18 protein-coding genes and 1 pseudogene are annotated in these 24,554 nt (G+C 43.8%); 14 read left to right on the top strand and 5 right to left on the bottom strand.

Going from position 1 to position 24,554, the window contains the following annotated elements; translation table 11 throughout:
• Positions 1-39 precede the first annotated feature (39 nt).
• From hscA to iscX, 3 genes are read left to right on the top strand one after another with little or no spacing between them, the layout of a single operon-like run.
• Positions 40-1,908, top strand: a complete 1,869-nt coding sequence (hscA, locus tag K0T93_RS01585) for a Fe-S protein assembly chaperone HscA (protein WP_225721652.1) — start codon at positions 40-42, stop codon at positions 1,906-1,908.
• A gap of 38 nt (positions 1,909-1,946) precedes the next feature.
• A complete protein-coding gene (gene fdx / locus K0T93_RS01590; protein ID WP_225721653.1) occupies positions 1,947-2,324 on the top strand; it encodes an ISC system 2Fe-2S type ferredoxin in 378 nt (125 codons plus the stop codon).
• Positions 2,311-2,505, top strand: coding sequence for a Fe-S cluster assembly protein IscX (gene iscX, locus K0T93_RS01595; RefSeq protein ID WP_225721654.1), 195 nt, complete (start codon positions 2,311-2,313; stop codon positions 2,503-2,505). The genes fdx and iscX overlap by 14 nt, the downstream gene beginning before the upstream one ends.
• Positions 2,506-2,758: 253 nt before the next feature.
• On the opposite strand, the gene lysS is transcribed toward iscX, so the two are convergent.
• From lysS to K0T93_RS01615, 4 genes are all read right to left on the bottom strand, one after another.
• Positions 2,759-4,291 carry a lysine--tRNA ligase gene (gene lysS / locus K0T93_RS01600; RefSeq protein WP_225721655.1) on the bottom strand — a complete coding sequence of 511 codons (1,533 nt, stop codon included), beginning with the start codon at positions 4,289-4,291 and terminating at the stop codon, positions 2,759-2,761.
• A 17-nt stretch (positions 4,292-4,308) separates the two neighbouring features.
• Positions 4,309-5,413, bottom strand: a protein-coding gene (gene prfB / locus K0T93_RS01605) for a peptide chain release factor 2 (protein ID WP_225721656.1) whose coding sequence is annotated in 2 segments (ribosomal slippage) — positions 4,309-5,340 and positions 5,342-5,413 — 1,104 coding nt in all. Because the reading frame shifts where the segments join, the coding sequence is not laid out codon by codon here.
• Between the two features lie 43 nt (positions 5,414-5,456).
• The gene (gene recJ, locus K0T93_RS01610) at positions 5,457-7,160 is read right to left on the bottom strand and encodes a single-stranded-DNA-specific exonuclease RecJ (protein ID WP_225721657.1); all 1,704 of its coding nucleotides are present in this window, start codon (positions 7,158-7,160) and stop codon (positions 5,457-5,459) included.
• 10 nt (positions 7,161-7,170) lie between these two features.
• On the bottom strand, positions 7,171-8,373 hold the full coding sequence (locus K0T93_RS01615; RefSeq protein WP_225721658.1) for a regulator: 1,203 nt from the start codon (positions 8,371-8,373) through the stop codon (positions 7,171-7,173).
• 774 nt (positions 8,374-9,147) lie between these two features.
• Here K0T93_RS01615 and K0T93_RS01620 point away from each other — a divergent pair.
• The 10 genes and pseudogenes from K0T93_RS01620 (at position 9,148) to bamC (ending at position 21,294) form a co-directional block, all read left to right on the top strand.
• Entirely contained in the window at positions 9,148-10,401 is a 1,254-nt protein-coding gene (locus K0T93_RS01620; protein ID WP_225721659.1) for a lipoprotein-releasing ABC transporter permease subunit, read from the top strand.
• The gene (locus K0T93_RS01625; RefSeq protein WP_225721660.1) at positions 10,394-11,137 is read left to right on the top strand and encodes an ABC transporter ATP-binding protein; all 744 of its coding nucleotides are present in this window, start codon (positions 10,394-10,396) and stop codon (positions 11,135-11,137) included. Before K0T93_RS01620 ends, K0T93_RS01625 begins: the two co-directional genes overlap by 8 nt.
• Positions 11,138-11,646: 509 nt before the next feature.
• Positions 11,647-13,290: a CTP synthase gene (locus K0T93_RS01630; RefSeq protein ID WP_225721661.1), complete on the top strand. Its 1,644-nt coding sequence runs from the start codon at positions 11,647-11,649 to the stop codon at positions 13,288-13,290.
• 59 nt (positions 13,291-13,349) lie between these two features.
• Complete coding sequence (gene kdsA / locus K0T93_RS01635; protein WP_225721662.1) at positions 13,350-14,204, top strand: 3-deoxy-8-phosphooctulonate synthase; 855 nt, start codon at positions 13,350-13,352, stop codon at positions 14,202-14,204.
• A 118-nt stretch (positions 14,205-14,322) separates the two neighbouring features.
• Positions 14,323-15,606, top strand: coding sequence for a phosphopyruvate hydratase (gene eno, locus K0T93_RS01640; RefSeq protein ID WP_225721663.1), 1,284 nt, complete (start codon positions 14,323-14,325; stop codon positions 15,604-15,606).
• Positions 15,607-15,740: 134 nt separating this feature from the next.
• A pseudogene (gene ftsB / locus K0T93_RS01645) lies at positions 15,741-16,049 on the top strand (cell division protein FtsB); the annotation flags it as partial.
• Between the two features lie 806 nt (positions 16,050-16,855).
• On the top strand, positions 16,856-17,146 hold the full coding sequence (locus K0T93_RS01650; RefSeq protein WP_225721664.1) for a hypothetical protein: 291 nt from the start codon (positions 16,856-16,858) through the stop codon (positions 17,144-17,146).
• A gap of 240 nt (positions 17,147-17,386) precedes the next feature.
• Positions 17,387-18,589: a tryptophan--tRNA ligase gene (locus K0T93_RS01655; protein ID WP_225721665.1), complete on the top strand. Its 1,203-nt coding sequence runs from the start codon at positions 17,387-17,389 to the stop codon at positions 18,587-18,589.
• Between the two features lie 584 nt (positions 18,590-19,173).
• Positions 19,174-20,079: a 4-hydroxy-tetrahydrodipicolinate synthase gene (gene dapA / locus K0T93_RS01660; protein ID WP_225721666.1), complete on the top strand. Its 906-nt coding sequence runs from the start codon at positions 19,174-19,176 to the stop codon at positions 20,077-20,079.
• A 45-nt stretch (positions 20,080-20,124) separates the two neighbouring features.
• Complete coding sequence (bamC, locus tag K0T93_RS01665; protein WP_225721667.1) at positions 20,125-21,294, top strand: outer membrane protein assembly factor BamC; 1,170 nt, start codon at positions 20,125-20,127, stop codon at positions 21,292-21,294.
• A 591-nt stretch (positions 21,295-21,885) separates the two neighbouring features.
• Here the strand turns inward: bamC and K0T93_RS01670 are convergent.
• Positions 21,886-22,095, bottom strand: coding sequence for a hypothetical protein (locus tag K0T93_RS01670; RefSeq protein WP_225721668.1), 210 nt, complete (start codon positions 22,093-22,095; stop codon positions 21,886-21,888).
• 1,249 nt (positions 22,096-23,344) lie between these two features.
• Between K0T93_RS01670 and K0T93_RS01675 the strand changes: the two genes are divergently transcribed.
• Positions 23,345-23,860, top strand: a complete 516-nt coding sequence (locus tag K0T93_RS01675) for an FKBP-type peptidyl-prolyl cis-trans isomerase (RefSeq protein ID WP_225721669.1) — start codon at positions 23,345-23,347, stop codon at positions 23,858-23,860.
• Positions 23,861-24,554: the final 694 nt, after the last annotated feature.

Consider the following 24,554-nt stretch of genomic DNA (forward strand, 5'->3'; position numbering starts at 1 on the left):
ACCTTTGTATGCTTAGTATCGCACCTCACATGGATAAAGATGGCTTTACTAAAAATATTAGAACCAAAAACAGCTCTACAGACATATCAACGCCAAGTTGCTATCGGAATTGATCTTGGAACGACTCACTCCTTGGTATCCGTAGTTCGAAATGGTATACCAGAAGTGTTGTGTGATGAGAAGGGGAGACCATTACTACCGTCTGTAGTTCGCTATTTATCTGGTGGTAGACGTAAGATCGGCTATCTAGCAAAGAAAGATGCAGTGCTAGATCCGTGCAATACAATTGTTTCAGTAAAGCGCTTTATGGGGCGCAGTAAGGCTGATATACAAGATCTAGATAATATACCTTACAACTTTGTTAATACTTCTGGCATGATCCAGTTGGAGACTATAGATGGAGTACGCAGCCCAGTTGAAATTTCCGCGGAGATTCTTGCCGAATTACGACATCGTGCCGAAAATACGCTTAGTGATGAAATAATAGGTGTTGTCCTCACAGTTCCCGCGTATTTTGACGACTCACAGCGGCAAGCCACGAAAGATGCTGCACAGCTTGCCAATTTAAATGTATTGCGTTTATTAAATGAGCCCACTGCTGCTGCGATCGCTTATGGGTTGGATAGTGGGGCACAAGGACTCTACGCAGTATACGACTTAGGTGGTGGTACATTCGACTTGTCGGTTCTTAAGCTTACGCATGGCGTTTTCGAAGTACTATCTACGGGCGGCGATTCAATGCTGGGCGGTGATGATTTTGATCATGCGCTATATCGGCATGTACTAAGCCGCATGCGGCTTAGTACTCTGCCACCCCAAGACGTGCGGGCGCTATTAGATGCAGTACGTGTTGCAAAAGAAATACTGTCTACACAGGACGAAGCTTTTATTAATCTCAGGTTATCCTGTAGCCGTCATATCGCACTGACGCTAACAGAGGCAGAATTCGATATTGTGACTCAGTCACTAGTTGCGCGTACACTAATGCTCACACGTAAAGCGCTGCGAAATGCAAAAGTAATACCACAGGAATTTGATGGCATTGTACTAGTAGGCGGTTCTACGCGTATGCGCAGCGTGCGTCATGCTGTCGCACAGTATTTTGGAAAAATGCCTTTAACTAATTTAGACCCGGATCAAGTCGTTGCACTAGGCGCAGCGATCCAGGCTGATATGCTTGCAGGCAACCGACGCGATGACGATAGCTGGTTGTTGCTTGACGTGATACCGCTGTCCCTAGGGCTAGAAACAATGGGTGGATTAGTGGAGAAGATTATTCCGCGGAACTCGACAATTCCAGTGGCGCGGGCTCAAGAATTTACAACATTTAGAAATAGCCAGAGCGCAATGACGATCCACATCGTGCAAGGCGAGCGTGAACTGGTATCTGACTGTCGCTCGCTCGCGAGTTTCGAGTTGCGTGGCATTCCGCCAATGATCGCTGGAAGTGCTCGGATCCGAGTTACATTCCAGGTTGATGCGGATGGACTTCTATCTGTATCTGCTCGTGAAATACAGTCGGGGGCACAAGCTGAAGTAATTGTCAAGCCTGCGTACGGGTTAAGTGACAACGATATCGCACGTATGATTAAGGATGGCTTCAGAAGCTCGGAGTGCGATATGCATTTGAGGACGCTGCGCGAGGCGCAAATTGATGCACAGCGTCTAATAGACGCAAGCGATACAGCGCTTGAGGTTGATTATGAATTGCTTAGCGCTTCTGAGCGCGCTGAAGTCGACTCTAAGCTAAACGAGCTGCGCACAATCGTTAGTGGGAGTAGTGACATAGCCCGCATTAATGAAGCGAAAAAAGCCCTGGCGGCTGTGACAGCTGAGTTCGCCGAACGGCGAATGAATAAAGGTATTCGCGTCGCACTCGCAGGATACAATCTTGATAAAATCAGTTAACTGTTGTTAACAACGTTATTTTATAGGACTATTTTTTAATGTCTCAAATCGTAATCTTGCCCCATATTGCGTTATGCCCAGAGGGAGCGGTGTTTGAAGCCGAACCTAGCATGACTATCTGTGATATGTTATTAGATAGCGGGATCGAGATTGAGCATGCATGCGAGAAATCTTGTGCATGCACTACGTGCCACATCATTATACGCGAAGGATTTAATGCATTAGAGCAGCCGCAGGAGAGCGAAGATAACCTACTAGATAAGGCGTGGGGAGTAGAGCCAACTTCCAGGTTGGCATGTCAGGCTAAGTTAGTAAAAAATGAAGATCTGGTCATTGAAATTCCGAAATACTCAGTTAATTTTAATATAAAAAAAACTATTAAGTGCAGGAAGGATAGCGGAAGTGAAGTGGACTGATATAAACGATATTGCAGTAGCACTAATTAATTCATACCCAGATATTAATCCTCAATACATCCGTTTTACGGACTTATATCAATGGGTGATAAAACTCGATGGTTTTGATGATAAACCTAAGTTCTCAGGCGAAAAAATTCTTGAAGCGATCCAATTAGCATGGATTAGAGACGCTGACTAATCAAGCATACAGATATCTTAATTCACTTTAAGTGCGCCATGCAAAGTTACAGCGCTTCAGCATACATTATCTTGCTAGTCTTAATTTAGGTAGTATGCATGTAATAAAGTGTGCTCTGCAACGCGGCTTATTACCATTCTAGTATTATCTCTACTTTTTTTACATATCTCTTTGACCTATTTTAGGTACACGTCTGTAGCTTCCGGGTTAATATTAGCACAGAAATCTATTTAAGACATTAGCTGTAGCTATGTTAATCTTCGTGTCGAAGGTGAGGAAACAGGATTACATCGCGGATACTTCGACTATCGGTTAGCAACATTATAAGTCGATCGATACCGATTCCGCATCCGCCTGTCGGTGGCATGCCATACTCTAACGCACGGATGTAGTCAGAATCATAATACATCGCTTTCTCATCACCAGAATCTTTCTGTTCGACCTGTTTTCTAAAGCGCATAGCTTGGTCATCTGGATCATTTAATTCTGAAAACCCATTTGCTATTTCACGCCCTGCAATAAATAATTCGAAGCGTTCGGTAATGCTGGGAACTTCATCTGAAGCTCGCGCGAGCGGTGACACCTCAACTGGATAGTCAACTATATAAGTTGGCTCCCATAGCTTTGTTTCGACGATTTGTTCGAAAAGAGCAAGCAGCAAAGCACCCACGTTAGCACTACGGAGCGATGTGTCGTATGTGTCGACGCCAAGTTTAAGCAATTCAGCACGTAGCCAATCGCTATTAGATAGCTGTGTATCATTATATTCTGGTGCATACTTCTGGATTGCGCCAGTAATTGTTAAACGATGAAAAGGCTGGTTCAAGTGTAGCATGCGCCCCTGGTAAGAGATCTCCATCGTACCTTGTGCGTCCAGTGCCGCTTGCTGGATTAACTGTTCAGTAAAGTCCATTAGCCAGCGGTAATCGGTATAAGCAGCGTAGAACTCCATCATCGTGAATTCGGGATTATGCCGAGGTGAGACCCCTTCGTTGCGAAAATTACGACCTAGTTCGAAGACGCGGTCAAACCCACCAATGATCAGCCGCTTCAGGTATAACTCTGGTGCAATACGTAGAAACATCTGCATATTCAGAGCATTGTGATGTGTAATAAATGGCCTGGCCGTCGCACCGCCTGGGATTGTATGTAACATTGGCGTTTCGACCTCCATAAAACCTGCATTCGTCATAAACTGACGGATAGATGCGATCGAACGTGTACGAATCCGGAAAGTCTGGCGCACCTCCGGTGTAACAATAAGATCTACGTAACGCTGCCGGTAACGCATTTCCTGGTCAGATAATCCGTGAAACTTATCCGGTAGGGGGCGAATATCCTTAGAGAGAAGTCGAAGTCCGGTGCAACGCACTGACAGCTCACCCTTGTTGGTCCGGAATAGTATACCGCTTGTCGCGATAATATCTCCTAGATCCCACTTCTTAAATGTATCATATACATTAATACCAACGTTAGATGGAGTAATGAAGAACTGGATCTGACCTGTTCCATCCTGTATGGTCGCGAAGCTTGCTTTTCCCATGACGCGTTTTAGCATCATCCGGCCAGCAATTGATACGTTTAGCGCGTGCTCTTCAAGGGCATTTTTATCAAAATTAGAAAAGCGAGTATGTAAATCCGCCGCGCTATTTTTAGGATAAAAGTCATTGGGATATGCGATACCCTGCTCACGCAGCACCCGTAACTTGTCCCTGCGATCTGCTATGATCGCATTATTATCACTATCAATGCTAACCCGCGCAGTATTTAGATTCTTTTCAGTCATGGTCTGTTACGCCATAGTTATACGCCTTGCCTCAGGCTTGCGATCATGAAATCGTCAAGATCCCCGTCAAGCACCGCACGTGTATTGCTTATTTCGACTTTTGTGCGCAAGTCCTTTACACGGCTTTGGTCAAGTACGTAAGAGCGAATCTGTTGCCCCCATCCTACGTCATTTTTACTTGATTCTAATTTATCCTGCTCAGCCCGCCGTTTTCGCATCTCTGCCTCATATAGTCGTGACTTAAGCATCGCCATTGCTTCAGAACGGTTGCGATGCTGTGAACGATCGCTCTGACACTGTACGACAGTTCCTGATGGCAAATGCGTAATACGAACCGCTGAATCAGTTTTATTAATATGCTGCCCGCCAGCTCCAGATGCTCGAAATGTGTCAATTCGTAGGTCAGCCGGATTGACTTCGATGTCAAGCAACTCATCTACCTCCGGATATACGAAAACCGACGAGAATGACGTGTGGCGGCCGCCAGCCGAATCGAAGGGAGACTTACGAACTAGGCGATGAATACCAGTTTCTGTGCGTAAGTAGCCATAAGCGTACTCACCCTCAACCTTAATTGTTGCATTTTTGATTCCTGCTACCTCACCATCGGACTGCTCAAGCAGTCCGACCTTAAAGCCTTTACGCTCGCAGTAACGTAAATACTGGCGTAATAGCATTGATGCCCAGTCTTGTGCTTCTGTGCCGCCAGCGCCTGCTTGAATATCGACGAAGCAGTTGTTTGGATCAGCCGGATTATTAAACATCCGACGAAACTCGATGTTCGCTACTTGACGAGCTTGAGCGCAGGCATCTGCTTCACAGGCAAGTAATGTACTATTCTCTTGTTCGCTATTGGCTAGATCAAATAATTCCCGCGTGTTTGTTAGGTCACGCTCTAGCGTCGAAAGCATGTGAACAACTGTCTCGAGCATCTTCTTTTCTCGTCCGAGAGCCTGCGCTTGCTTCATATTGTTCCAGACGTTCGGATTTTCTAGGGCTAGATTAACTACTGCTAGTCGATCTTGTTTCACGTTGAAGTCAAAGATACCTCCGTAGTTCTTCTGCTCGTTTTTTCAGGTCGGAAAGGGTTGCCTCGATCGCGTTCAAACGTTCTGCTTCCATATTAATTAGGATTTGAAAAAAGATTAAATTATACCGGATAGGGTTAGATCGCTACATGCTCAACTACCAACTGAACACGCGACACGCCACTCCAGGTGTTGATCGTGAGCCGATAAGCAAACAACGCCCGCGCTGGAAGCACGTCGATATGGTTGAACCAGATTGCTGAAAAACGTAAGTGCCCTCGCGCAAGCTGCAATTTTAGGTGCTTTTTTTTAAGAAGTGATTGAGATAGAATCTCAAATTCCGATAAAAAAACAGGTACTGGGAAACCTTGTCCCCATACCTCTTTATCTATGAGCTCAATAAATGATAGCGCATGATATGCATCCTCCAGCGCACCATCGGTCTCAATTTGTTGAGTATGCTTATTTTTATGCAACCATTCACGCGCCAGAGCCTCAAACACAGCTAAGAAGCGTGGCAAATCACTAGTGCGCAGCGTAAGCCCAGCAGCCATCGCGTGTCCTCCAAAACGCTCAATGAGTCCGGGCTCTCGCTTGGAGATTATGTCAAGTGCATCACGTAAATGAAACCCTGGAATAGAGCGTCCAGAACCTTTTACAAACTTGCCTGATTCGTCAGTTAACGTGAACGTAATTACTGGTCTATGAAAGCGCTCTTTAAGACGGCTAGCGATGATACCGATTACGCCTTGGTGCCACATCGGGTTAAATAGCGTGATTGTAGATTCATTACTCGGGTTGAAGTTTACAAGCTCAGCTAAAGCCTCCTCTTGCATCTTCGCCTCAATTTCTCGACGTTGAAGGTTCATTATATCTAGCTGCCGTGCCAGAATATCAGCGCGTTGCATATCGTCGGTAACTAGGCATTCGATGCCAAGAGACATATCGGAAAGCCGCCCTGCTGCATTTAGGCGCGGCCCTAACACAAATCCTAAATCAAGTGTGGATGCATTGCGTGTATCGCGCGCAGCTGCCCGGAAAAGCGAAGCTATACCCGGCTGCATCTTACCGTTACGGATACGCTGAAGGCCCTGTGCAACTAGAACACGATTATTTGCATCCAACTGTACCATATCGGCCACCGTACCCAATGCAACTAAGTCGAGAAGACTATCTAGCCTAGGTTCGACATAACCATTAAAAGCGCCTCGCTGTCGAAATAGAGCGCGTAGCGCTAGTAATACGTAGAACATCACACCGACACCAGCTAGGTTTTTACTGGGGAATGTACAGCCTGGCTGGTTCGGGTTGACGATTACATGCGCAGCAGGCTGCGTATCGCCAGGCAGATGGTGATCAGTTATTAGTACATTGATACCGAGCCTGTTAGCAGCTGCTACACCTTCTATGCTAGCGATTCCATTATCGACAGTAATCAATAAATTAGGGCTTACATCAGAGCGTCGGGCAACTAGCTTAACAATATCCGGCGTTAATCCATATCCATATTTAAAACGGTTTGGTACTAGGTAGTTAATATGTGCGCCGAATAGACGAAGACCACGCACAGCTACAGCACATGCAGTTGCACCATCACAATCATAATCAGCGATCACTAGAATCCGCTGTCGCATACTAATTGTATCGGCCAGCAGCGCTGCTGCGCTACTGGCGCTTAAGAGCTGCGATGGCGGCAGGAGTCTTGACAGCCGAATTTCTATATCGGCAGGCGTACTAATTCCGCGGGATGCATATAGCCGCGCAAGCACCGGATGGATTCCTTTTCCTACAAGGAAATTCACGCAAGAAAATGGGCAGGCTCGAGTGACGATTCGGGTCATAGACGCAGGATCACAGTAAAAGCGATGTAAACGCTCGGCGGCGCCAGAATTTTTTCATCTCAATAGGGCGTATAGCGAGTGTGGTTGCAATAGTGTCACCGCACAGCGTCAACGTGAGTTCTGAGAGTTCATAGCGTTTTAATGCTGCGAGTGCCGGCGCAAACCAATCGTGCTCCATTACCGCGAACACCGTGCGAAAACGTAACCAGTCTTGCTGCAAGAATGGCGCACTCAGTTGATCCAGTTCAACTAGCACCACACCGCTTGGATCACAAGTCGGGGCCAAACTACTTTGTTGCGGCAGCATATCGAAGGAGACGGGTGGCACTCCTAATGCGGCAGCGGATGCAAGTGCTAGACCACGTATAGCTGCTGACCGTGATAGCACATATTCAAAGGGTCGAGTTACTGGCATTATACGTCCTTGCGCGTAAGGCCAGATTGAATTAACGGAAAGTAATCCGCATTCTTCTCGAGCTTGATTAACCGGATGGTTAAACCAGGCCATCTGAACTTCGTTTTGCAGTTTAATCCACGTGCGGGGCCAGTGGCTGGTATAGGTCTCGTTCGATAGCCAGTTCTCTATATTATGTCTAGCGGCCTGCAGTGGTGTCGCGCTCGCTAACAAGCCAAGTTGCTCACCTGATAAGTACCAACGAAGAGGAGTTGGAGCTTCTAATTCTATACCAAGTTCTTCAATCAAGGGTCTCGCAACGGAAAGTAGCTCGATTGCATTATCCGTTGAAAGCTGAAGTATATTAGGATCACTCAGAAGTAGATGAGTCTGTGTGACCTGAAGATGAATAGGTTCGACGCACATCCAGACGGCATCCCTCGGTTCACCGCCGTCTGCAAGAAGCATATACGGAGCGATCGGCACATCGATGTCAGCTGCAGTTGGATCTTCTAACCTATTTGATACTGCATTTCCTAATATCTGGACTAACTTAGAAGTCGTAGGAGCATGGCTGATATCAAAACAACTGGCGACCCATTTTTCATGGGGTAAAGAGCGCTGAATATCGTTCCCGACTACGCGTTCGACGAGGGTTGCGCGTTCGATTAAACTATTAAGCGCTGGCTTATTTAGATTTTGGAAAACGTGGTGTTCATTAGCTAATGTCGGTAGCGAAAAAGGTATTAATAAGTGAAGACGAGAAAGAGGGTATATAGCATGCATGATTCGTACATTGTAGGACAATGTACGAATCATATCGACTCTCCATCTAATTTCGTATTCTCTATCTTGTGATAGAGATACTAACTTACGCTTATTGAAAAATCTATTCACTACGTTTAGCGTAATATAGTCAGGACAATTTGGTGTATTTAAAATTTAAACGGCTAACCATAATTCCGTATGATGCACGATGCGGTCAGTCATACTAAAGAATCTCTTTCAATCTTTATTGAAAAGACAAAAATTCGCAATAGAAATTACGTGCATAATTTTTCAAATTTAATTACAAGCATATAAAATATTTTTATAGACTTATCTACATCTTAATTAAATTTTATATAGAAAAATATTAACTTTGTAAGTATTTTCCTTTTTAAAAGAAATTTTTTTCTAAAAAAGAGGGGCAATAAAATTTATAAGTATATAAATCTATATTTATTGGTAATATATTTAAGTAATTAAAAAATTATAAAACTTTTAATTCCCTTAAAAGAGGAAAAATTTATTTAATCTATTTTAAAGAGATTAAATTATCTATAATTTCACATATTTCGGGCGTAACTGATTGCAATAGATAACTATTCTATACTAATCTTAGTTTATCTTTTTTATTCATTTAAAACAGTGGACGCCAGAAAAATAGAATGAATTATACGTATTTTCTGGGCATAGCAGTTTAGGAGTTTAAGGTCAAATCATTTCTAAGAAATAAAACATAGCAGAAAAGCGGAAATATATGGCAAACTGCACTATTACTAGCGGCTCTGTACGGCAGCTGTGAGGGTTGGTATAGATCAAAGGATTGATTTGAAACTTCCTTACGAATGGCAAATTGGCTTGCGCTATACGCGTACTGGTAAACGTTCTTCTGACAATGGATTCATTTCATTCATTTCTTTGATTTCGATGTTAGGGATTGCACTCGGCGTCGCGGCATTGATTGTTGTTCTATCTGTAATGAACGGCTTTCAGAAAGAAGTGCGCGATCGAATGCTATCAGTACTAGCACATATCGAAATTATATCGCCGGTTGGCTCAATGCCAAACTGGCAATTAACCTGTAACGAAGCGCGCCAAAATTCATCGGTGATCGGCTCAGCTCCGTATGTCGACGCGCAAGCACTGATAGTTCGGAAAAATATAGTTAATGGCATTATTTTGCGCGGCATTAATCCTGTACTAGAGTCGCAGGTATCTGACATCAGTACTAAAATGAAGATAGGAAAGCTGGTCGATCTTCGGCCAGCATCGTTCGGTATTATACTCGGCGTTGATTTGGCGAGTATACTAGGCGTGAGTGTTGGCAGTGAGGTCACACTAGTGGCACCAAATAGTCCATTCACACCGACTAGTATGCTGTCCTGGTTTAAGCGATTCACTGTAGTTGGCATATTTGAGTCAGGTCACTACGAGTTCGACAGAACTCTAGCTTTAGTGTCGATTGTCGATGCGCAGGCATTGTTACGATCGAGCGCACCTACTGGTCTACGCCTACGGATCAAGGACATGCAACGCGCTCCAGAAGTTGCGCAACAACTTACTCAGACACTATCCAGTCATCTATATATTCGAGATTGGACACAACAAAATAGAGCTTGGTTCTCAGCGGTGAAAATCGAAAAAAGGATGATGTTTATCATTCTGATGTTAATCATTGCTGTTGCTACATTTAACCTTGTCTCATCTTTAGTGATGACGGTTATTGACAAACAGGCCGACATTGCAATTTTACGCACACTTGGCGCTCAGCCTAGATCTATTATGAAAATTTTCATAGTTCAGGGAGTCACTATCGGCTTAGTAGGCACTAGCATCGGCACTGCACTCGGGTGTATCCTTGCCGTTAGTATTCCATGGCTGGTACCGTTAATCGAGCATGCATTCAAATTTCAATTCCTACCACCATCGATCTACTTTATTAGCGAGCTGCCAAGCGACTTGGTTATAGTTGACGTGTTGAAAATCAGCACAATTGCTTTTACGCTATCTGCGCTCGCAACAGTATACCCAAGCTGGCGAGCAGGTCGGGTACATCCAGCTAAAGCATTACGTTGTGAGTAAAATAATTAGGGAACAGCAAATCGTTCTATTTTCAACCGGTATATCGAAGACCTTTATGCAGAACGGTCAGCCGGTGCCAGTGTTAACTAACGCGCAATTACGAGTATATCGCGGTGAAAAGCTAGCTATTGTAGGGTCGTCTGGCTCCGGTAAGAGTACTCTTCTCCATCTGCTGGGTGGACTCGATGAGCCCAGCGCAGGAAGTGTAGTGCTATTAGATCAACCGTTCTCGAACTTGACAGAGCATGAACGCAATAATTTACGGAATAGTGCTCTAGGTTTTATCTATCAGTTTCATCATCTTTTACCGGAATTTACTGCGCTGGACAACGTCGCAATGCCACTTAGAATTCGCCGAATGCCTCTCGAAAGTGCGCAGCGCGAGGCATTGGCTATGTTGGAGCGAGTCGGCATTGCGCATCTTGCGCAATGCCGACCCAGGAGGCTCTCCGGAGGTCAGCGACAGCGCGTGGCCATTGCTCGAGCGCTAGTGACGCGACCTGCATGTGTACTGGCAGATGAGCTAACTGGAAACCTCGATAGCTATACTGCGGAAGCAGTCTTCCAGCTAATCTTGGAATTGTCAAAGACGTTTGAAACGAGCTTCGTGATTGTTACACATGATATAGAATTAGCTGCACGCTGCGACCGGGTACTGCGTTTGCGAGATGGGATACTGCAGGATGAAAAGGTAGAATACGCTACGTTCACATATTCGACAAACCAGTTTATATAGATTTGCACTAGCATCAGCGTCAAAAGCCTCAATATGAAAAATATAAATCTTCAGTGAAGGCTACCTCGAAGAAAGCTTTTTATATTAAAAGCGTGATAATACTTGATTTTATATTGAAAGTTACAGGCTGGCTAGATGAGCGGGATATCTATATTGATTGAGTTCTTATAAGGGTAGATAGCATCTAAAGCGCAGCCGGCTTTTCCGTAACAGAACAACGTATATGAAGATCTATGTCTATGTTAGTGCCGACAGAATTACTTAAAGAATATTAGATTGACTACTTTATATCTTGAGAGATGTAGAAGACTATAGGCCTACTAAATGTAATGTAACGCAATGCGTGGTGGTTACTTCTATTCTGGAATGAGTGCTTAAGTTATTCCCAATAAAGCGCCTTCTCAACATCACTCACACGAGCAGGAAACTGCTGAGGTACCTAGAGCTAGGCTTTTTTAGAGAAGAATAAATTTTTTCATATAATCTGGCTTTTCAGCGAGCATCTAGCGATGACCAAATATATATTTGTCACCGGCGGCGTAGTGTCTTCTTTAGGTAAAGGCATTGCTGCTGCATCCCTCGGCGCAATCCTCGAATCGCGAGGTCTCAAAGTCACCCTGCTAAAGCTCGATCCCTATATTAACGTTGATTCTGGAACTATGAGCCCATTTCAGCATGGTGAGGTATTTGTAACTGAGGATGGCGCCGAGACAGATCTGGACTTGGGTCACTACGAGCGTTTTATTAGCACGAAAACTCGGCGTGCTAATAACTTTACGACTGGTCAGATCTACGAATCGGTAATTCGTAAAGAACGCCGTGGTGAGTACCTCGGCAAGACAGTCCAGGTGATTCCTCATATCACGAACGAAATTCAGGCGTTCATAGAGCGTGGTGCCGCGTCGACGACGGGTAGTGAGCCTGATGCTGCGATCGTTGAAATCGGTGGTACGGTTGGTGATATCGAATCACTTCCTTTTCTAGAAGCAGCCCGACAGATGAGTTTAAGGCTGGACCGCCACAGTTCCTGTTTTATACATTTAACATTAGTCCCATTTATTGCTACGGCCGGTGAATTAAAAACAAAACCAACGCAACATAGCGTGCAGAAATTGCGGGAAATCGGTATCTCCCCACATGTTTTATTATGTCGTGCCGATCGTCAGATTCAAGATAGTGATCGAGCCAAGATCTCGCTATTCTCGAATGTACCGCGGGATGCGGTTATCTCCGTATGGGATGTGGATAGCATCTACAAGATCCCGCAGATGTTGCATAACCAGAGTCTGGACGACATCATTTGTGATGAGCTGCAGATTGCACCGCATCCTGCAGATCTGACGTCATGGTCAGACCTTGTATACCGACTTGAGCATCCAGAGCACGAAGTCTCGATTGGTATAATTGGCAAGTATGTCGAACTTGTTGAATCATATCAATCCTTAATCGAGGCATTGCGTCATGCGTCTTTACATACTCTAACGCGCGTAAATATCGAGTACATTGACTCAGAACAAATTGAGGCAGATGGCGTGCAAAACCTTATCCACTTAGATGCGATCTTAGTGCCAGGCGGGTTTGGGCAGCGTGGAACAGAAGGCAAAATTAGGGCGATCCACTACGCGCGTGAGGCAAAAGTACCATATCTTGGTATTTGTCTAGGCATGCAACTGGCAGTCATTGAATTTGCCCGACATGTTGCAAACCTACACCAGGCTAATAGTACCGAATTTGAGCCGTCGACGCCGAATCCGATCGTTGCTCTAATTACTGAATGGTATGATCGTGATGGAACTATAGAAAAACGAGGTGAATCTTCGGATCTGGGTGGTACGATGCGGCTGGGCGCGCAGCGCTGCCCGGTTAAGCCGGGTACGCGCGCCGAGCAGATTTACGGAAATGATGTCAATGAGCGGCATCGGCATCGTTATGAGGTCAATAATAATTTTGTTCCAGTGCTTGAAGCCAGTGGGATGATCATTAGTGCGCGCACCCCGATCGAAAACCTGCCTGAAATGATGGAATTACGAGCAGATCTGCACCCATGGTTCGTCGGCTGTCAGTTCCATCCTGAGTTTACTTCAACCCCGCGTAAAGGCCATCCGTTGTTTAACGCCTACGTGGAAGCAGCGCTTATCTATCACCAACAATAAATCCTCACTAGGAGAAAGTAGTGGTTAAGCACACCCTATTAACGTAGGATTAAATTAATATGAAACTATGCGATTTCTCGGTCGGGCTAGATAAGCCAATCTTCTTGATTGCTGGAACCTGTGTAATTGAGTCTGAGCAGATGGCACTTGATACTGCCGGCCAGCTTAGCGAGATTTGTAATACGATGCGCATTCCGTTTATTTATAAATCGTCATACGATAAAGCTAATCGTAGTTCAGATAAGGCATTTCGTGGAGTCGGCATAGATAGAGGCTTGCGTATTCTTAGTGAGGTGCGCCGCCAGATTAACGTGCCAGTATTAACTGATGTTCATTCAGAGTATGAGATCGATGCAGTTGCATCAGTCGTCGACGTGCTACAGACGCCAGCATTCTTATGTCGGCAGACGGATTTTATCCGTGCGTGCGCTCGTTCAGGTAAGCCCGTTAATATTAAGAAAGGACAGTTTCTAGCGCCGCATGATATGAAAAATATAATTGAAAAAGCGCGTTCAGCAGCTCAAGCAGCCGGGTTATCAGCGGACCGCTTTCTAGCTTGTGAGCGTGGAACTTGCTTCGGCTATAACAATTTAATCTCTGATATGCGTTCTCTCGCGATCATGCGAGAAAGCGGTGCTCCAGTTGTATTTGATGCAACTCATTCGGTGCAGCTGCCTGGTGGTCAAGGAACCCAGTCTGGTGGTCAACGAGAGTTTGTGCCAGTTCTAGTACGCGCTGCAGTCGCGGTTGGCGTTGCCGGATTGTTTATGGAAACACATCCAGATCCTACGCAGGCAAAATCTGACGGCCCAAACGCAGTACCATTACGGAGAATGCATGCATTGCTAGAAACGCTAGTGACTCTCGATCGTGTAGTGAAATCTACACCATTTCAGGAAAAAAATTTTTCCTGAACATAGACGTATCACTTAGTAATATCGCCAATAAATCTTGTTATAGTGTGGCGTGATCTAATTACCCACCGTTAGCTTGAAATACTCGAAACCGTTTCATCCTTTTTATGAAAACAGCATGAGTGCTATCGTAAGCATTATTGGTCGTGAGATTCTCGATTCGCGAGGCAATCCAACTGTCGAGTGCGATGTATTGCTTGAATCAGGCGCGATAGGTCGCGCATCGGTTCCATCTGGCGCATCGAAGGGGTCGCGCGAGGCGATTGAACTGCGAGATGATGAATTTAGTCGCTATAGTGGAAAAGGGGTTCTTAAGGCAGTCGGGCACGTTAACAATAAGATCTCTCAGGCAGTTATTGGGCTAGAAGCATCTAAGCAAACCTTCTTAGATAAGATGCTTCTAGATCTAGATGGCACTGATAATAAATCTCAGATCGGCGCGAATGCGATGCTCGCCGTATCAATGTCAGTTGCAAAAGCTGCCGCTGAAGAGGCGGGTTTGCCACTATATCGCTACTTTGGCGGTTCCGGTGCAATGCAATTACCTGTGCCTATGATGAATATTGTAAATGGCGGCGCACATGCGAATAATAGTCTTGATATTCAGGAGTTCATGATTATACCTGTGAGCCGGCCAACCTTCCGAGAAGCGCTTCGCTGCGGTGCTGAGGTATTCCATACGTTGCACAATATTCTATCAGACCGCGGTATGAGCACTGCAGTCGGTGATGAAGGAGGTTTTTCGCCAAACTTCAGGAGTAACGATGAATGCCTTTCAACTATTCTTTGGGCGATTGAGAAGGCCGGTTATCGACCTGGTGAGGATGTACTGCTCGCATTAGACTGTGCCGCTAGTACGTTTTATAACAATGGTAAGTATCAGCTGATTAGCGAAAACCTACAGTTATCATCTTCAGAGTTTACAGACTATCTTGCGAAATTAGCTGAAAAGTTTATGATTATTTCGATTGAAGATGGTCTACATGAGAACGACTGGGACGGCTGGAAGATGCTAACCAACCGGCTTGGTAAGACAGTGCAACTAGTCGGCGATGACCTGTTCGTAACCAACACGCGGATCTTACAGGAGGGCATTAAGAATAACGTCGCGAATTCTATTTTAATAAAAATTAACCAGATTGGAACACTAACTGAGGCATTCGAAGCCATTGAAATGGCTAAGCGAGCTAGCTATACTGCTGTCGTGTCACATCGTTCTGGCGAAACGGAAGATTCGACGATAGCTGACATTGCTGTTGGTTTAAATGTGGGTCAGATTAAAACTGGCTCTCTATCGCGCAGCGACCGAATTTCTAAGTATAATCAGCTGCTTCGCATTGAAGAAGATTTAGGTAGCATCGCAAGCTACTCCGGGCGCTCTGCGTTTTATAATTTACGCTGATATAGCATTTAGACTATGTAGCGTTATAGCCAATAATTTAATAAAATTATTGTGACACATACGACTATTGCCCCTAAAGTCGAGGGGATTAGTGCCCTTATATATAACCCGCGTCTACTCAGTGCTAGATTATTGTGCGGATAGTAACAGCTATCTTAATAGGATTAATCTTGCTTATCCAGTTTCCATTGTGGTGGGGCCACGGTGGCTGGTTGCGCGTGCGCGAGCTACAGGAGCAGCTCGCGGCACAACAGAAGAAAAACAATAATTTAAAAATGATTAATGAGCAGATTACTAGAGAGGTTCAAGACCTGGAAGGTGGGACCGCTTCGATAGAAGAGCGAGCACGCTATGAAATGAGAATGATTAAAGATGGCGAGGTCTTCGTGCAGCTTGTATCACCGAATGCTCTTGAGTGTGCCCGCTCGGACAGAGCCGATAATCGATAGCCTAGTCTCCAAAAATAATGGACAGATTTCGCAACTTTGCTTAGAGTACATCGTAATATCGCATTTCAGCTATTCTAAGTGAAAAATAAAAGTAGCTACCTTGACATCAATCACCGGTGTGCAATCGTTCTGCATATTGCATCCACCTGGCAAGTTTCTATCAAGCATTCAAATGCGTCTATAGCGTATTAACTTATAAGGTTTGCCATGCTAATAACCCGCATTTATCTAACCAGAGAGTACATAAGTGCAAAACGCTTAAGTCGTATTAAGGCATAGAGAAAATATGCTGGTTAAGTAAGCAGCGGGGCTCGCAGAGCTGAAATGACCGGTAATTGCGTTAAGGTTCAGCTTGTTGAGAAAAGATGAATGCTAAGCATACCGGAAGTAATCTATACAAAAACTCGATTTATACTGACTAATAGGTTACTAGTGCAGCTAAGATAGCTACTGTTATTCTCTTAAACAAGAGGAGGCAAATGCTGGTTCTAGTTAGCTAGGGCCTATTGGAATCCTATAAATTTTATCTGCGAGTCTTAATCTGAACCCCGTAATAAAACATGGTGCCCGTAGGTGAGGCTGACTATAGATGCCTTGTTACATTAATATAATGATTCTTCCATACTGATAACCTTGGTCAGCGTGTTACTTCTACTCTTCGCGATTACGTTACATAAAATTGCACACGGTATTATCGCGAATTGTTTGAGAGAGAATACTGCATACCTAACAAAGCGTATATTAATTAATCCAATACGTTTATCGATCTGATAGGTGGTACGATCGTTATTCTACTAATAATGTTATATTTACGGCCAGTGGTGCGTACATCTTCGACTATGCGAAACCCAGTGCTAGCTAATTTTAGCCGATCGCGAAATCCTCGTTTGGATAGCCTCTGGCTTGCGCTGGCAGGTCCTGCTTGCAACTTATTGCAAGCAATCATTTGGGCATGTGTTGCAATCGGATTGCGCGATCCCCTCCTCGAAGAATCACTTTCTGTGCGCATGTCGTTAGCCGGCGTCACCGCGAACATCATACTATGTACGCCGAACCTATTTCTGATGCCTCCCCCGATGGGAGGCGTATGATTGCTACGCTGTTGTCCGTGTGTGCCGTTTATGACTTCACGAAGATCGCACCTTACAGATTTTTATCATTACAGCGCTAGTTATGACGAAGGTGCTCAATATATTTTAGCTATATCTGCTTTTAAACGCAGGCTACGATATTGTATTTAGAATCTTACGTCCACTCATTTTTATGAGACTACGTCTTAAATGAGTATTGGTTAACCTCTGACGATTTTCTCACATTCGACCCCTCGATCTATGTTTCCCGACCGTATCTTCTCCGGCATGCGTCCGACTGGCCCCCTACATCTTGGTCATTACCATGGTGTATTGAAGAACTGGATAAAACTGCAATCCGAGTATCCATGCTTCTTCTGTATAGTTGACCTACATGCGATGACTACACACTATGAAACACCAGATATAATAGAAAAAAATGTATGGGAAGTTTTAATTGACTGGCTTGCATGCGGAATTGACCCGGCGCAGGCTACATTATTTATTCAGAGTCGCGTACAAGAGCACTCGGAGTTATCACTGCTTTTAGGTATGAGTACGCCTCTTAGCTGGCTTGAGCGAGTGCCTACCTACAAAGAGCAGATTGAGAAATTACATGACAAAGATCTGGGTACATATGGATTTTTCGGCTATCCGGTACTAATGGCAGCGGATATTCTATTATACCGTGCATCTCTAGTACCGGTAGGCGAAGACCAGGTTCCACATGTAGAAATGACGCGAGATATCGCGCGCCGCTTCAACTACTTATATGGACGTGAACCGGGTTTTGAAGATAAAGCCAATGAGGCTGCAAGAAAACTCGGTGGCAAACGTTCTAAGCTATACTACGAATTGCGTAATGCTTATCAGCAGGAAGGAGACGAAGAAGCACTAGAGCAAGCTCGTGCACTACTACAGGAGTCACAAAGTCTGTTAATGAGTGATCGTGAGCGTCTATTTGGTTATCTTGAGGGCTCACGCAAGATCATTTTAGTTGAGCCGGAGGTAATGTTAACTGAGACATCACGAATGCCAGGGCTCAATGGACAGAAAATGTCTAAATCGTATAGTAATATGATTGAGCTTCGAGAAAATAGGGTATCGATAGAGAAAAAAATACGCAAGATGCCGACTGATCCAGCGCGCGTGAGACGTGGTGATCCTGGCGATCCGAATAAATGTCCGGTATGGCGATTGCACCAAGCTTATACCAATCTAGCGACGCACAAATGGGTATGGAAAATTTGCCAGAATGCTGAAGCTGGCTGCTTAGAATGCAAGCAGCCAGTAATCGAAGGAATCCTGCTTGAGCAGCAGCTGATGCTTGAGCGAGCGCAGAAGTATATCGATGATCCATCACTGCTACGCTCGATTATTTCTGATGGCTGTGATAAAGCACGGAAATTGGCTCATGAAACCATGCGCGACGTGCGGGAGGCAATGGGACTATCGTACAGTTAATAGAGACTGCACTGCTTCCTAATAAATATTTAAGAAACTTAAACTTAATCCGGAGCCGCGCTTAACGCAGGGGTCTATCAGTAACTATATATGCAATGGTTTCCTGATATCACGTCCAGTAATCGTATCTAATCGTAATAAGGGGGGGCAGATTAAATTTTGAGATTGCACATCTTATGCGTTGACCAAGATTTTTAAGGCGAACTAGCACTTTCGGCTGTTGTTATTATACAGTAACGATTTTACCTTTATTCATAGCCTGCGTCCGGGATATCTAGCACTGATATAGCGTGCTAGTGTATAAATATATTAGTGCAGCTATAAAACACTATAGAGGCTTTCAAACTTAGCTTCTTCTTCATTATGAATAGATAAGTTTCTAGAGGTAGTGCAATGATTCATAGTTCGCATTGTAAGAGATATTTATTCAATGAAAAGCCCACTCTTGAAGCGGCTTAGTTCTATTTAGAAAGCCTCTGTTGACCTACGTGACTAGAAAAGCCGTATGACAGGATAACGAGATACGATTTTTCTAGCCAATCCGCTACAATCTCAGTTTAACGATTGATCTTTCAGATAGTTTCATGAACCAAGCAATGAAAGCTACGCTAATTAGCGGTAGCATTCCGGCAATTGTCACGCCGATGCTAGAGAATAGAGCGCTGGATCTTCCAGCGTTTCGGGCGCTAATCGACTGGCATGTCGAAGAAGGCAGTGATGCACTGGTCGTAGTTGGCACAAGCGGCGAGTCAGCGACGCTATCTGTCGAAGAACATGTGTTGTTAGTTAAAACAGCGGTTGACCATGCAGCGCATCGCATTCCGATCATTGCTGGAGCAGGCGGCAACTCGACTGGCGAGGCGATTGAGTTAACCCGAGCGGCTAAGGAGGTAGGCGCTGATGCGTCACTACAGGTTGTGCCTTACTATAATAAGCCAACGCAGGAAGGAATATACCGACATTTTAAATCAATCGCTGAGGCAGTTGACTTACCTGTGTTTCTATATAACGTTCCAGGTCGAACTATTGCTGATATGAGCAATGAGACGATTTTACGGCTTGCTCAGGTGCCAGGTATTGCAGGTGTGAAAGATGCGACTGGCAATATCGACCGTGGAGTAAATTTGATCAAAGCAGCACCTGTCAATTTTTCAATTTTTAGTGGCGATGATCCAACTGCTATTGCATTAATGCTATTAGGTGGGCACGGTAATATCTCGGTTACCGCTAATATAGTGCCGCGCGCTATGAGCAAACTGTGTCGTGCTGCAATCGTAGGGGATGCGAAGACTGCGCGGGCTATTCATCTGAAGTTATTGTCGTTGCATAAGCACTTATTTGTGGAGTCAAACCCGATCCCGGTTAAGTGGGCATTACAGCAAATGGCGAAAATCCGGGGAGGTATCCGTTTACCACTGACACCGCTTGCAAATCAACACCATGAAACCGTGCGCGCTGCATTACGTGACGTAGAGCAGGTTATTTATTAGATACGCTAGACAAGTTACATAAATAGACTAGTTAGTATTATCTGTATGCTAAAGAATTTCCTAGAAGATTTTTATCTTTCTGCTCGGAGATCACGCCTAACTGTATATGTAGTTACTACGTTATCACTAGCAGGTTGCAACACAACCAAAGATTTTATCGCTTCGGACTGCATATATTATCAAAACGTAATTTCTGCACCTCAGCTCCAAGTGCCAACTGATCTGAAAACTATGCCTCTAGACCAGTATAATGTTTTGTCGCCCCCGACTGAAGACTCAGATGATCAGCGAAGCTTGGAGACAATTTCAGCTGGAAATATGATTGCAAGTATGCCTTCTGTTCAGAATTTCTATGGGGTATACCTAGAGCGTGATAGGTCGCGTCGATGGCTAGTTATAAACGGGGTCATGCCAGGCGAGCTATGGCCTAGGCTCAGGTCATTTTGGGAGGAGAACGGCTTTATACTAGAAATAAACTCTCCTATAACAGGGATCATAGAGACAAACTGGTCTGAAAACTATACGGGCAACTGGTTTCTCAACGCTGTATACAAAGTATTGTATTTCACATACTCACCAATCTCCCGAAATCGATTCTGTATGCTGGTCGAGGGCAGTGCGAACGGTCATGACACCGTAATCACAATATCGCACACTGCATTCGAAAAAATACAGGTTGAACGGGATAAGGTATTCTTGTGCTGGGTCAAGCGTCCGCGAGATCAGAAGCTAGAGGCGGCTCTTTATGTGAAACTGATACAGCATTTATGGCTCACGGAAAAACAGGTCAAACAGTTAATCAGTAATGCACGGTATACTGCTCCAAAAGCAGAGCTAGTACTTAACAGTACAGGTGCCCCTATCCTTCACATAGCTGAGCCTTTTGACCGGGCGTGGTTACACATCGGCTTTATTCTTGATCACACACTATTTGTTGTTGACGATCGTGATCGTGAGCGCGGCATATATTACGTCCATTATTCAGATCCTCTGCAAGAGATTAAGAAAGAGCGTTTATTTAGTAGATTTCTTTATCGTAGTAAGCCGAATATCCTCGTCAAGGAGTATCTAATCCATGTAAGACCGAAACGGGAGTACATCACTCAACTTTCGGTAATTGATTCGAATGGTCAACCTGATGCATCTATCGCTGCACAGCAGCTAGTAGCGGCTGTGCAAAAGCGGTTGATAGTTGATAAACCATTTAATAAATAGCGCTATGCGTGTAAAAATCGGTATTTAGAGGCTATCATACACCATCTAGTGAGCACATCACTGTAACGTTCACATGTTGGTTTGAGCTCATACGCCAATTTATATGCTTAAGGATTGGAGGTTCTGATACATTATTTTACAAAAAACGCTGTCAAGCTATATAAGAACCGCATTGTTGCGGAGGGCAAGTTAATATTGCCACTGGAGATACTACTACTATACACTTATAGTAAGGTAGGCGTGAGCTATTTCATGCCGTAGGTACCTTATTCAACTAAGATGCTCATCTAGCTACGATAAATAAAATAGAATTATATCTACTGATGTGCGTGCATAGATTATATCCATCTAGTCAGAATTTATAGTGTATAGAGAAATGTAGCAATAATAAGAATGGGTAATCGAGTGAAATAAGTCACACTGCATTAATATAGCTCGCTATTACAGGATAAAAATCCATCTTAACTTTTTTCTAGCTGCGTTTGAGATTGATATAATTATCGGCAACACAAGAGTCAGAATTTATCCGAAATATACTTGGAAGTGTGTCAAAAAGAACCGACCATAGGTCGGTTCTTTTTCTAACAGTAACTACTGGTTTGCGCCAGAGGCTGAAGCAGCAGCTGACGTGGTGTTACTCGAAGCAGTAGCGCCTTCTTCTGGCGATTGTAGAATCGCAGTCGGAGACAGTGCGGTAGAAGCATCGGTAGCAGGAGTTGAACCCGCACCTTCGTCTTTCTTGCCGCAAGCCGCTAGAGTTATTACTGCTAACAGAGATACTGCGAGGAGGGATTTCTTCATGATCACGTCCTTTTATAGTGACAGATAAGCAACAGCGAGAATAATACTGATATTATGTGCTTAACACCTACCTATAGCCGCTAGTGCGTCGTATGCTTGTTGCATCTCTTCACCTACGGCTTGGGCAGGAATTATATGTACTTTCACATTGCCCGTCGATAAATCTCGGTCCGGTTCGTTGCCTTTTACAAACAAAATTACACTTTGTGAGATACGGAGGACCAGTCTTTATAGATTGCCAATCCGCATCTAGTCTGAACGATACCATTCGTATAACAATTGTGTCATGGATAAATACCAAGAGGATACTACACCCCTCCTAGAATAACGTACTATACGCTATTTAATAATACTTTAAGTAAGCTCTGTATTAATGTGATCGATTCTTTATTCTGGAATATTTTCATACGAAAAATTGTTTTTAGATGGAGGTGTGTTTTTTAGCAAGAAAACTAAGAATGTATAAAAAATAGTATTTTGTATACAAACGCTATTTGTAGCTCGCTAAACTAGCTTCTAAAAAATTTTATGGTCTTTTCGTATGACTAACACATCTGCCTAACAAAATTTATGTTGTGCACATCTAGCCCCGTAAATATAGTGGACGGATAGTCAATTATAGCTGGCCGGTCAAGTATTTGTAGAAGTCTGATGCGCTTAGGCGTACACAGCATCTTCAGCAAAATAAGACGGAAATAAATTATAAAACCTAACGTACATTAGTGCGATACCAAAGTTGAGTAAATAGGTTAGACATTCACCTAGTACAGTGCTATTGCATGTAATATTTCTCGGTAAGTGAAAGCATGTCTCTTATCTCAAGAAGTAAGCTTCTTATTCGATTTTTTTAATAAAGCTAGCAGCAATGACATTATAGCTTAAGTAAGAATCTGTTGTTCGGTTGGGATATGGATCCTATAATTAATCAGCCGACTTTATTTTGGCGTGTACCTGATAGAAAGCGGGAACAGCTTGAGATGCTAATGCAATTCATCCTAGCAGATTATGAAAAACTCGACATTGTTAAATTACATGTGTCACATAAGCACCTTTGCCTTACACGGCCGCATGTACTATGCTAGTGTGAAGCTGTAAGGCGGGTAAGAGAAAATAGACATGAAATAGCAAGTAACAAACACAAACGAGATAATCAGTATAAGTGTCTAAATAGTGAGCGATACAACCTATAATCTTGGTCAAGAAAAGCTTATAGGCTTCGTATAATCAATCTTGTATTTTGGAAGGGCAAATGAAAATCGCGAAGCATACCGTTGTTTCTGTTGTCTACAAACTATCCGATGCACAAGGTAACTTGATTGAGGAAAGCGATAAGCCGATAGTTTATCTACATGGTGGTTATAATGGCACGTTCCCGGGGATCGAGGAAGTATTAGAGGGCCATGAGACAGGGTTTTCAACGCAGATCCAGCTAGAGCCCATTGATGCGTTTGGCGACTATGATTCTAGACGTATTAAAATAGAGCCTCGAAAGCGCTTTCCTGAGCCACTGGAAGTGGGCATGCAGTTCGAAAGCGAAGACGAAGAAGGGGTCGATCCTATAATTTATACCGTAACTGATCTTACTGCGGATAGAGTTGTGCTTGATGGCAATCACCCGTTAGCTGGCATAGCTTTGCGTTTTCTACTGACGGTTAGAGATGTGCGCGACGCTACAGCTGATGAGGTCGAGCAAGAGCGTGCATATGATGATAGTGGGCTAGAAGTCATTGAGAATAATTACGGCTTGTTTCCGACGCTGCATTGACTTCAAGCACTTTCCGTATTGAGTAAGCGATTGGAACAGTAGAAATAAGTGCAGATGTAGTTTTAGTAGCATGTATACTGATAGCTCAGTATATCAACCGGGCCTGCTCTTAGCGCGTCCTTAATTTATTGAATGATTAATTTTGTGTGGTTAATGCTTACTTCGCGAGAAGCCACCTGGGTGGCCTTAATACATCAGGGTACATCTAATCAATATTCGTCCGATGTCAGATGACGTGCGGCTATGCTTATTACTCTATAGTCTCAGTAACTTTACTAGGTTCATCATTATGCTGCTGAGGTAATAATAAAAAGCCCAAAGATGCCAATGTATGTAGTACTGTCGTGAACTGAACTACATTGATCTCTTTTTATTAAAAATTTAGAATAATAATCTATTGCTAGTTTAGTCCGGATATCAAAACATGGTAATAAGTCACGGTTAGCTTGTGCGATTATTATCCATATAAAGGTATGAGGAACCTTTCATTAGAAAGGTCCATTGACTAATTACTTGAAAAGCGATGCCCACTAATACGCCCCCTTCATTTTAACTTAAATGTGCTTTGCACCCGGGATATTGCAACTAAAATGTAATAGAAATTTTTTATTCCCAGAATGCATTACCATATTCGATGACCCTTAAATATAATTGTTTTTTAAAAAAATTAGCTCAATAAAAAGAGTATAACTAT

Source organism: Candidatus Vallotiella sp. (ex Adelges kitamiensis) (genome assembly GCF_020342435.1).
In the GTDB taxonomy this organism is placed as follows: domain Bacteria; phylum Pseudomonadota; class Gammaproteobacteria; order Burkholderiales; family Burkholderiaceae; genus Mycetohabitans.

Excerpts from the sequence above, each read along its gene's own strand:
- hscA (WP_225721652.1), top strand. The coding sequence starts at position 40 with ATGGCTTTACTAAAAATATTAGAACCAAAAACAGCTCTACAGACATAT.
- fdx (WP_225721653.1), top strand. The coding sequence starts at position 1,947 with ATGTCTCAAATCGTAATCTTGCCCCATATTGCGTTATGCCCAGAGGGA.
- lysS (WP_225721655.1), bottom strand. The coding sequence starts at position 4,291 with ATGACTGAAAAGAATCTAAATACTGCGCGGGTTAGCATTGATAGTGAT.
- recJ (WP_225721657.1), bottom strand. The coding sequence starts at position 7,160 with ATGACCCGAATCGTCACTCGAGCCTGCCCATTTTCTTGCGTGAATTTC.
- K0T93_RS01615 (WP_225721658.1), bottom strand. The coding sequence starts at position 8,373 with ATGATTCGTACATTGTCCTACAATGTACGAATCATGCATGCTATATAC.
- K0T93_RS01630 (WP_225721661.1), top strand. The coding sequence starts at position 11,647 with ATGACCAAATATATATTTGTCACCGGCGGCGTAGTGTCTTCTTTAGGT.
- kdsA (WP_225721662.1), top strand. The coding sequence starts at position 13,350 with ATGAAACTATGCGATTTCTCGGTCGGGCTAGATAAGCCAATCTTCTTG.
- eno (WP_225721663.1), top strand. The coding sequence starts at position 14,323 with ATGAGTGCTATCGTAAGCATTATTGGTCGTGAGATTCTCGATTCGCGA.
- K0T93_RS01650 (WP_225721664.1), top strand. The coding sequence starts at position 16,856 with ATGTTATATTTACGGCCAGTGGTGCGTACATCTTCGACTATGCGAAAC.
- K0T93_RS01655 (WP_225721665.1), top strand. The coding sequence starts at position 17,387 with ATGTTTCCCGACCGTATCTTCTCCGGCATGCGTCCGACTGGCCCCCTA.
- dapA (WP_225721666.1), top strand. The coding sequence starts at position 19,174 with ATGAACCAAGCAATGAAAGCTACGCTAATTAGCGGTAGCATTCCGGCA.
- bamC (WP_225721667.1), top strand. The coding sequence starts at position 20,125 with ATGCTAAAGAATTTCCTAGAAGATTTTTATCTTTCTGCTCGGAGATCA.
- K0T93_RS01670 (WP_225721668.1), bottom strand. The coding sequence starts at position 22,095 with ATGAAGAAATCCCTCCTCGCAGTATCTCTGTTAGCAGTAATAACTCTA.
- K0T93_RS01675 (WP_225721669.1), top strand. The coding sequence starts at position 23,345 with ATGAAAATCGCGAAGCATACCGTTGTTTCTGTTGTCTACAAACTATCC.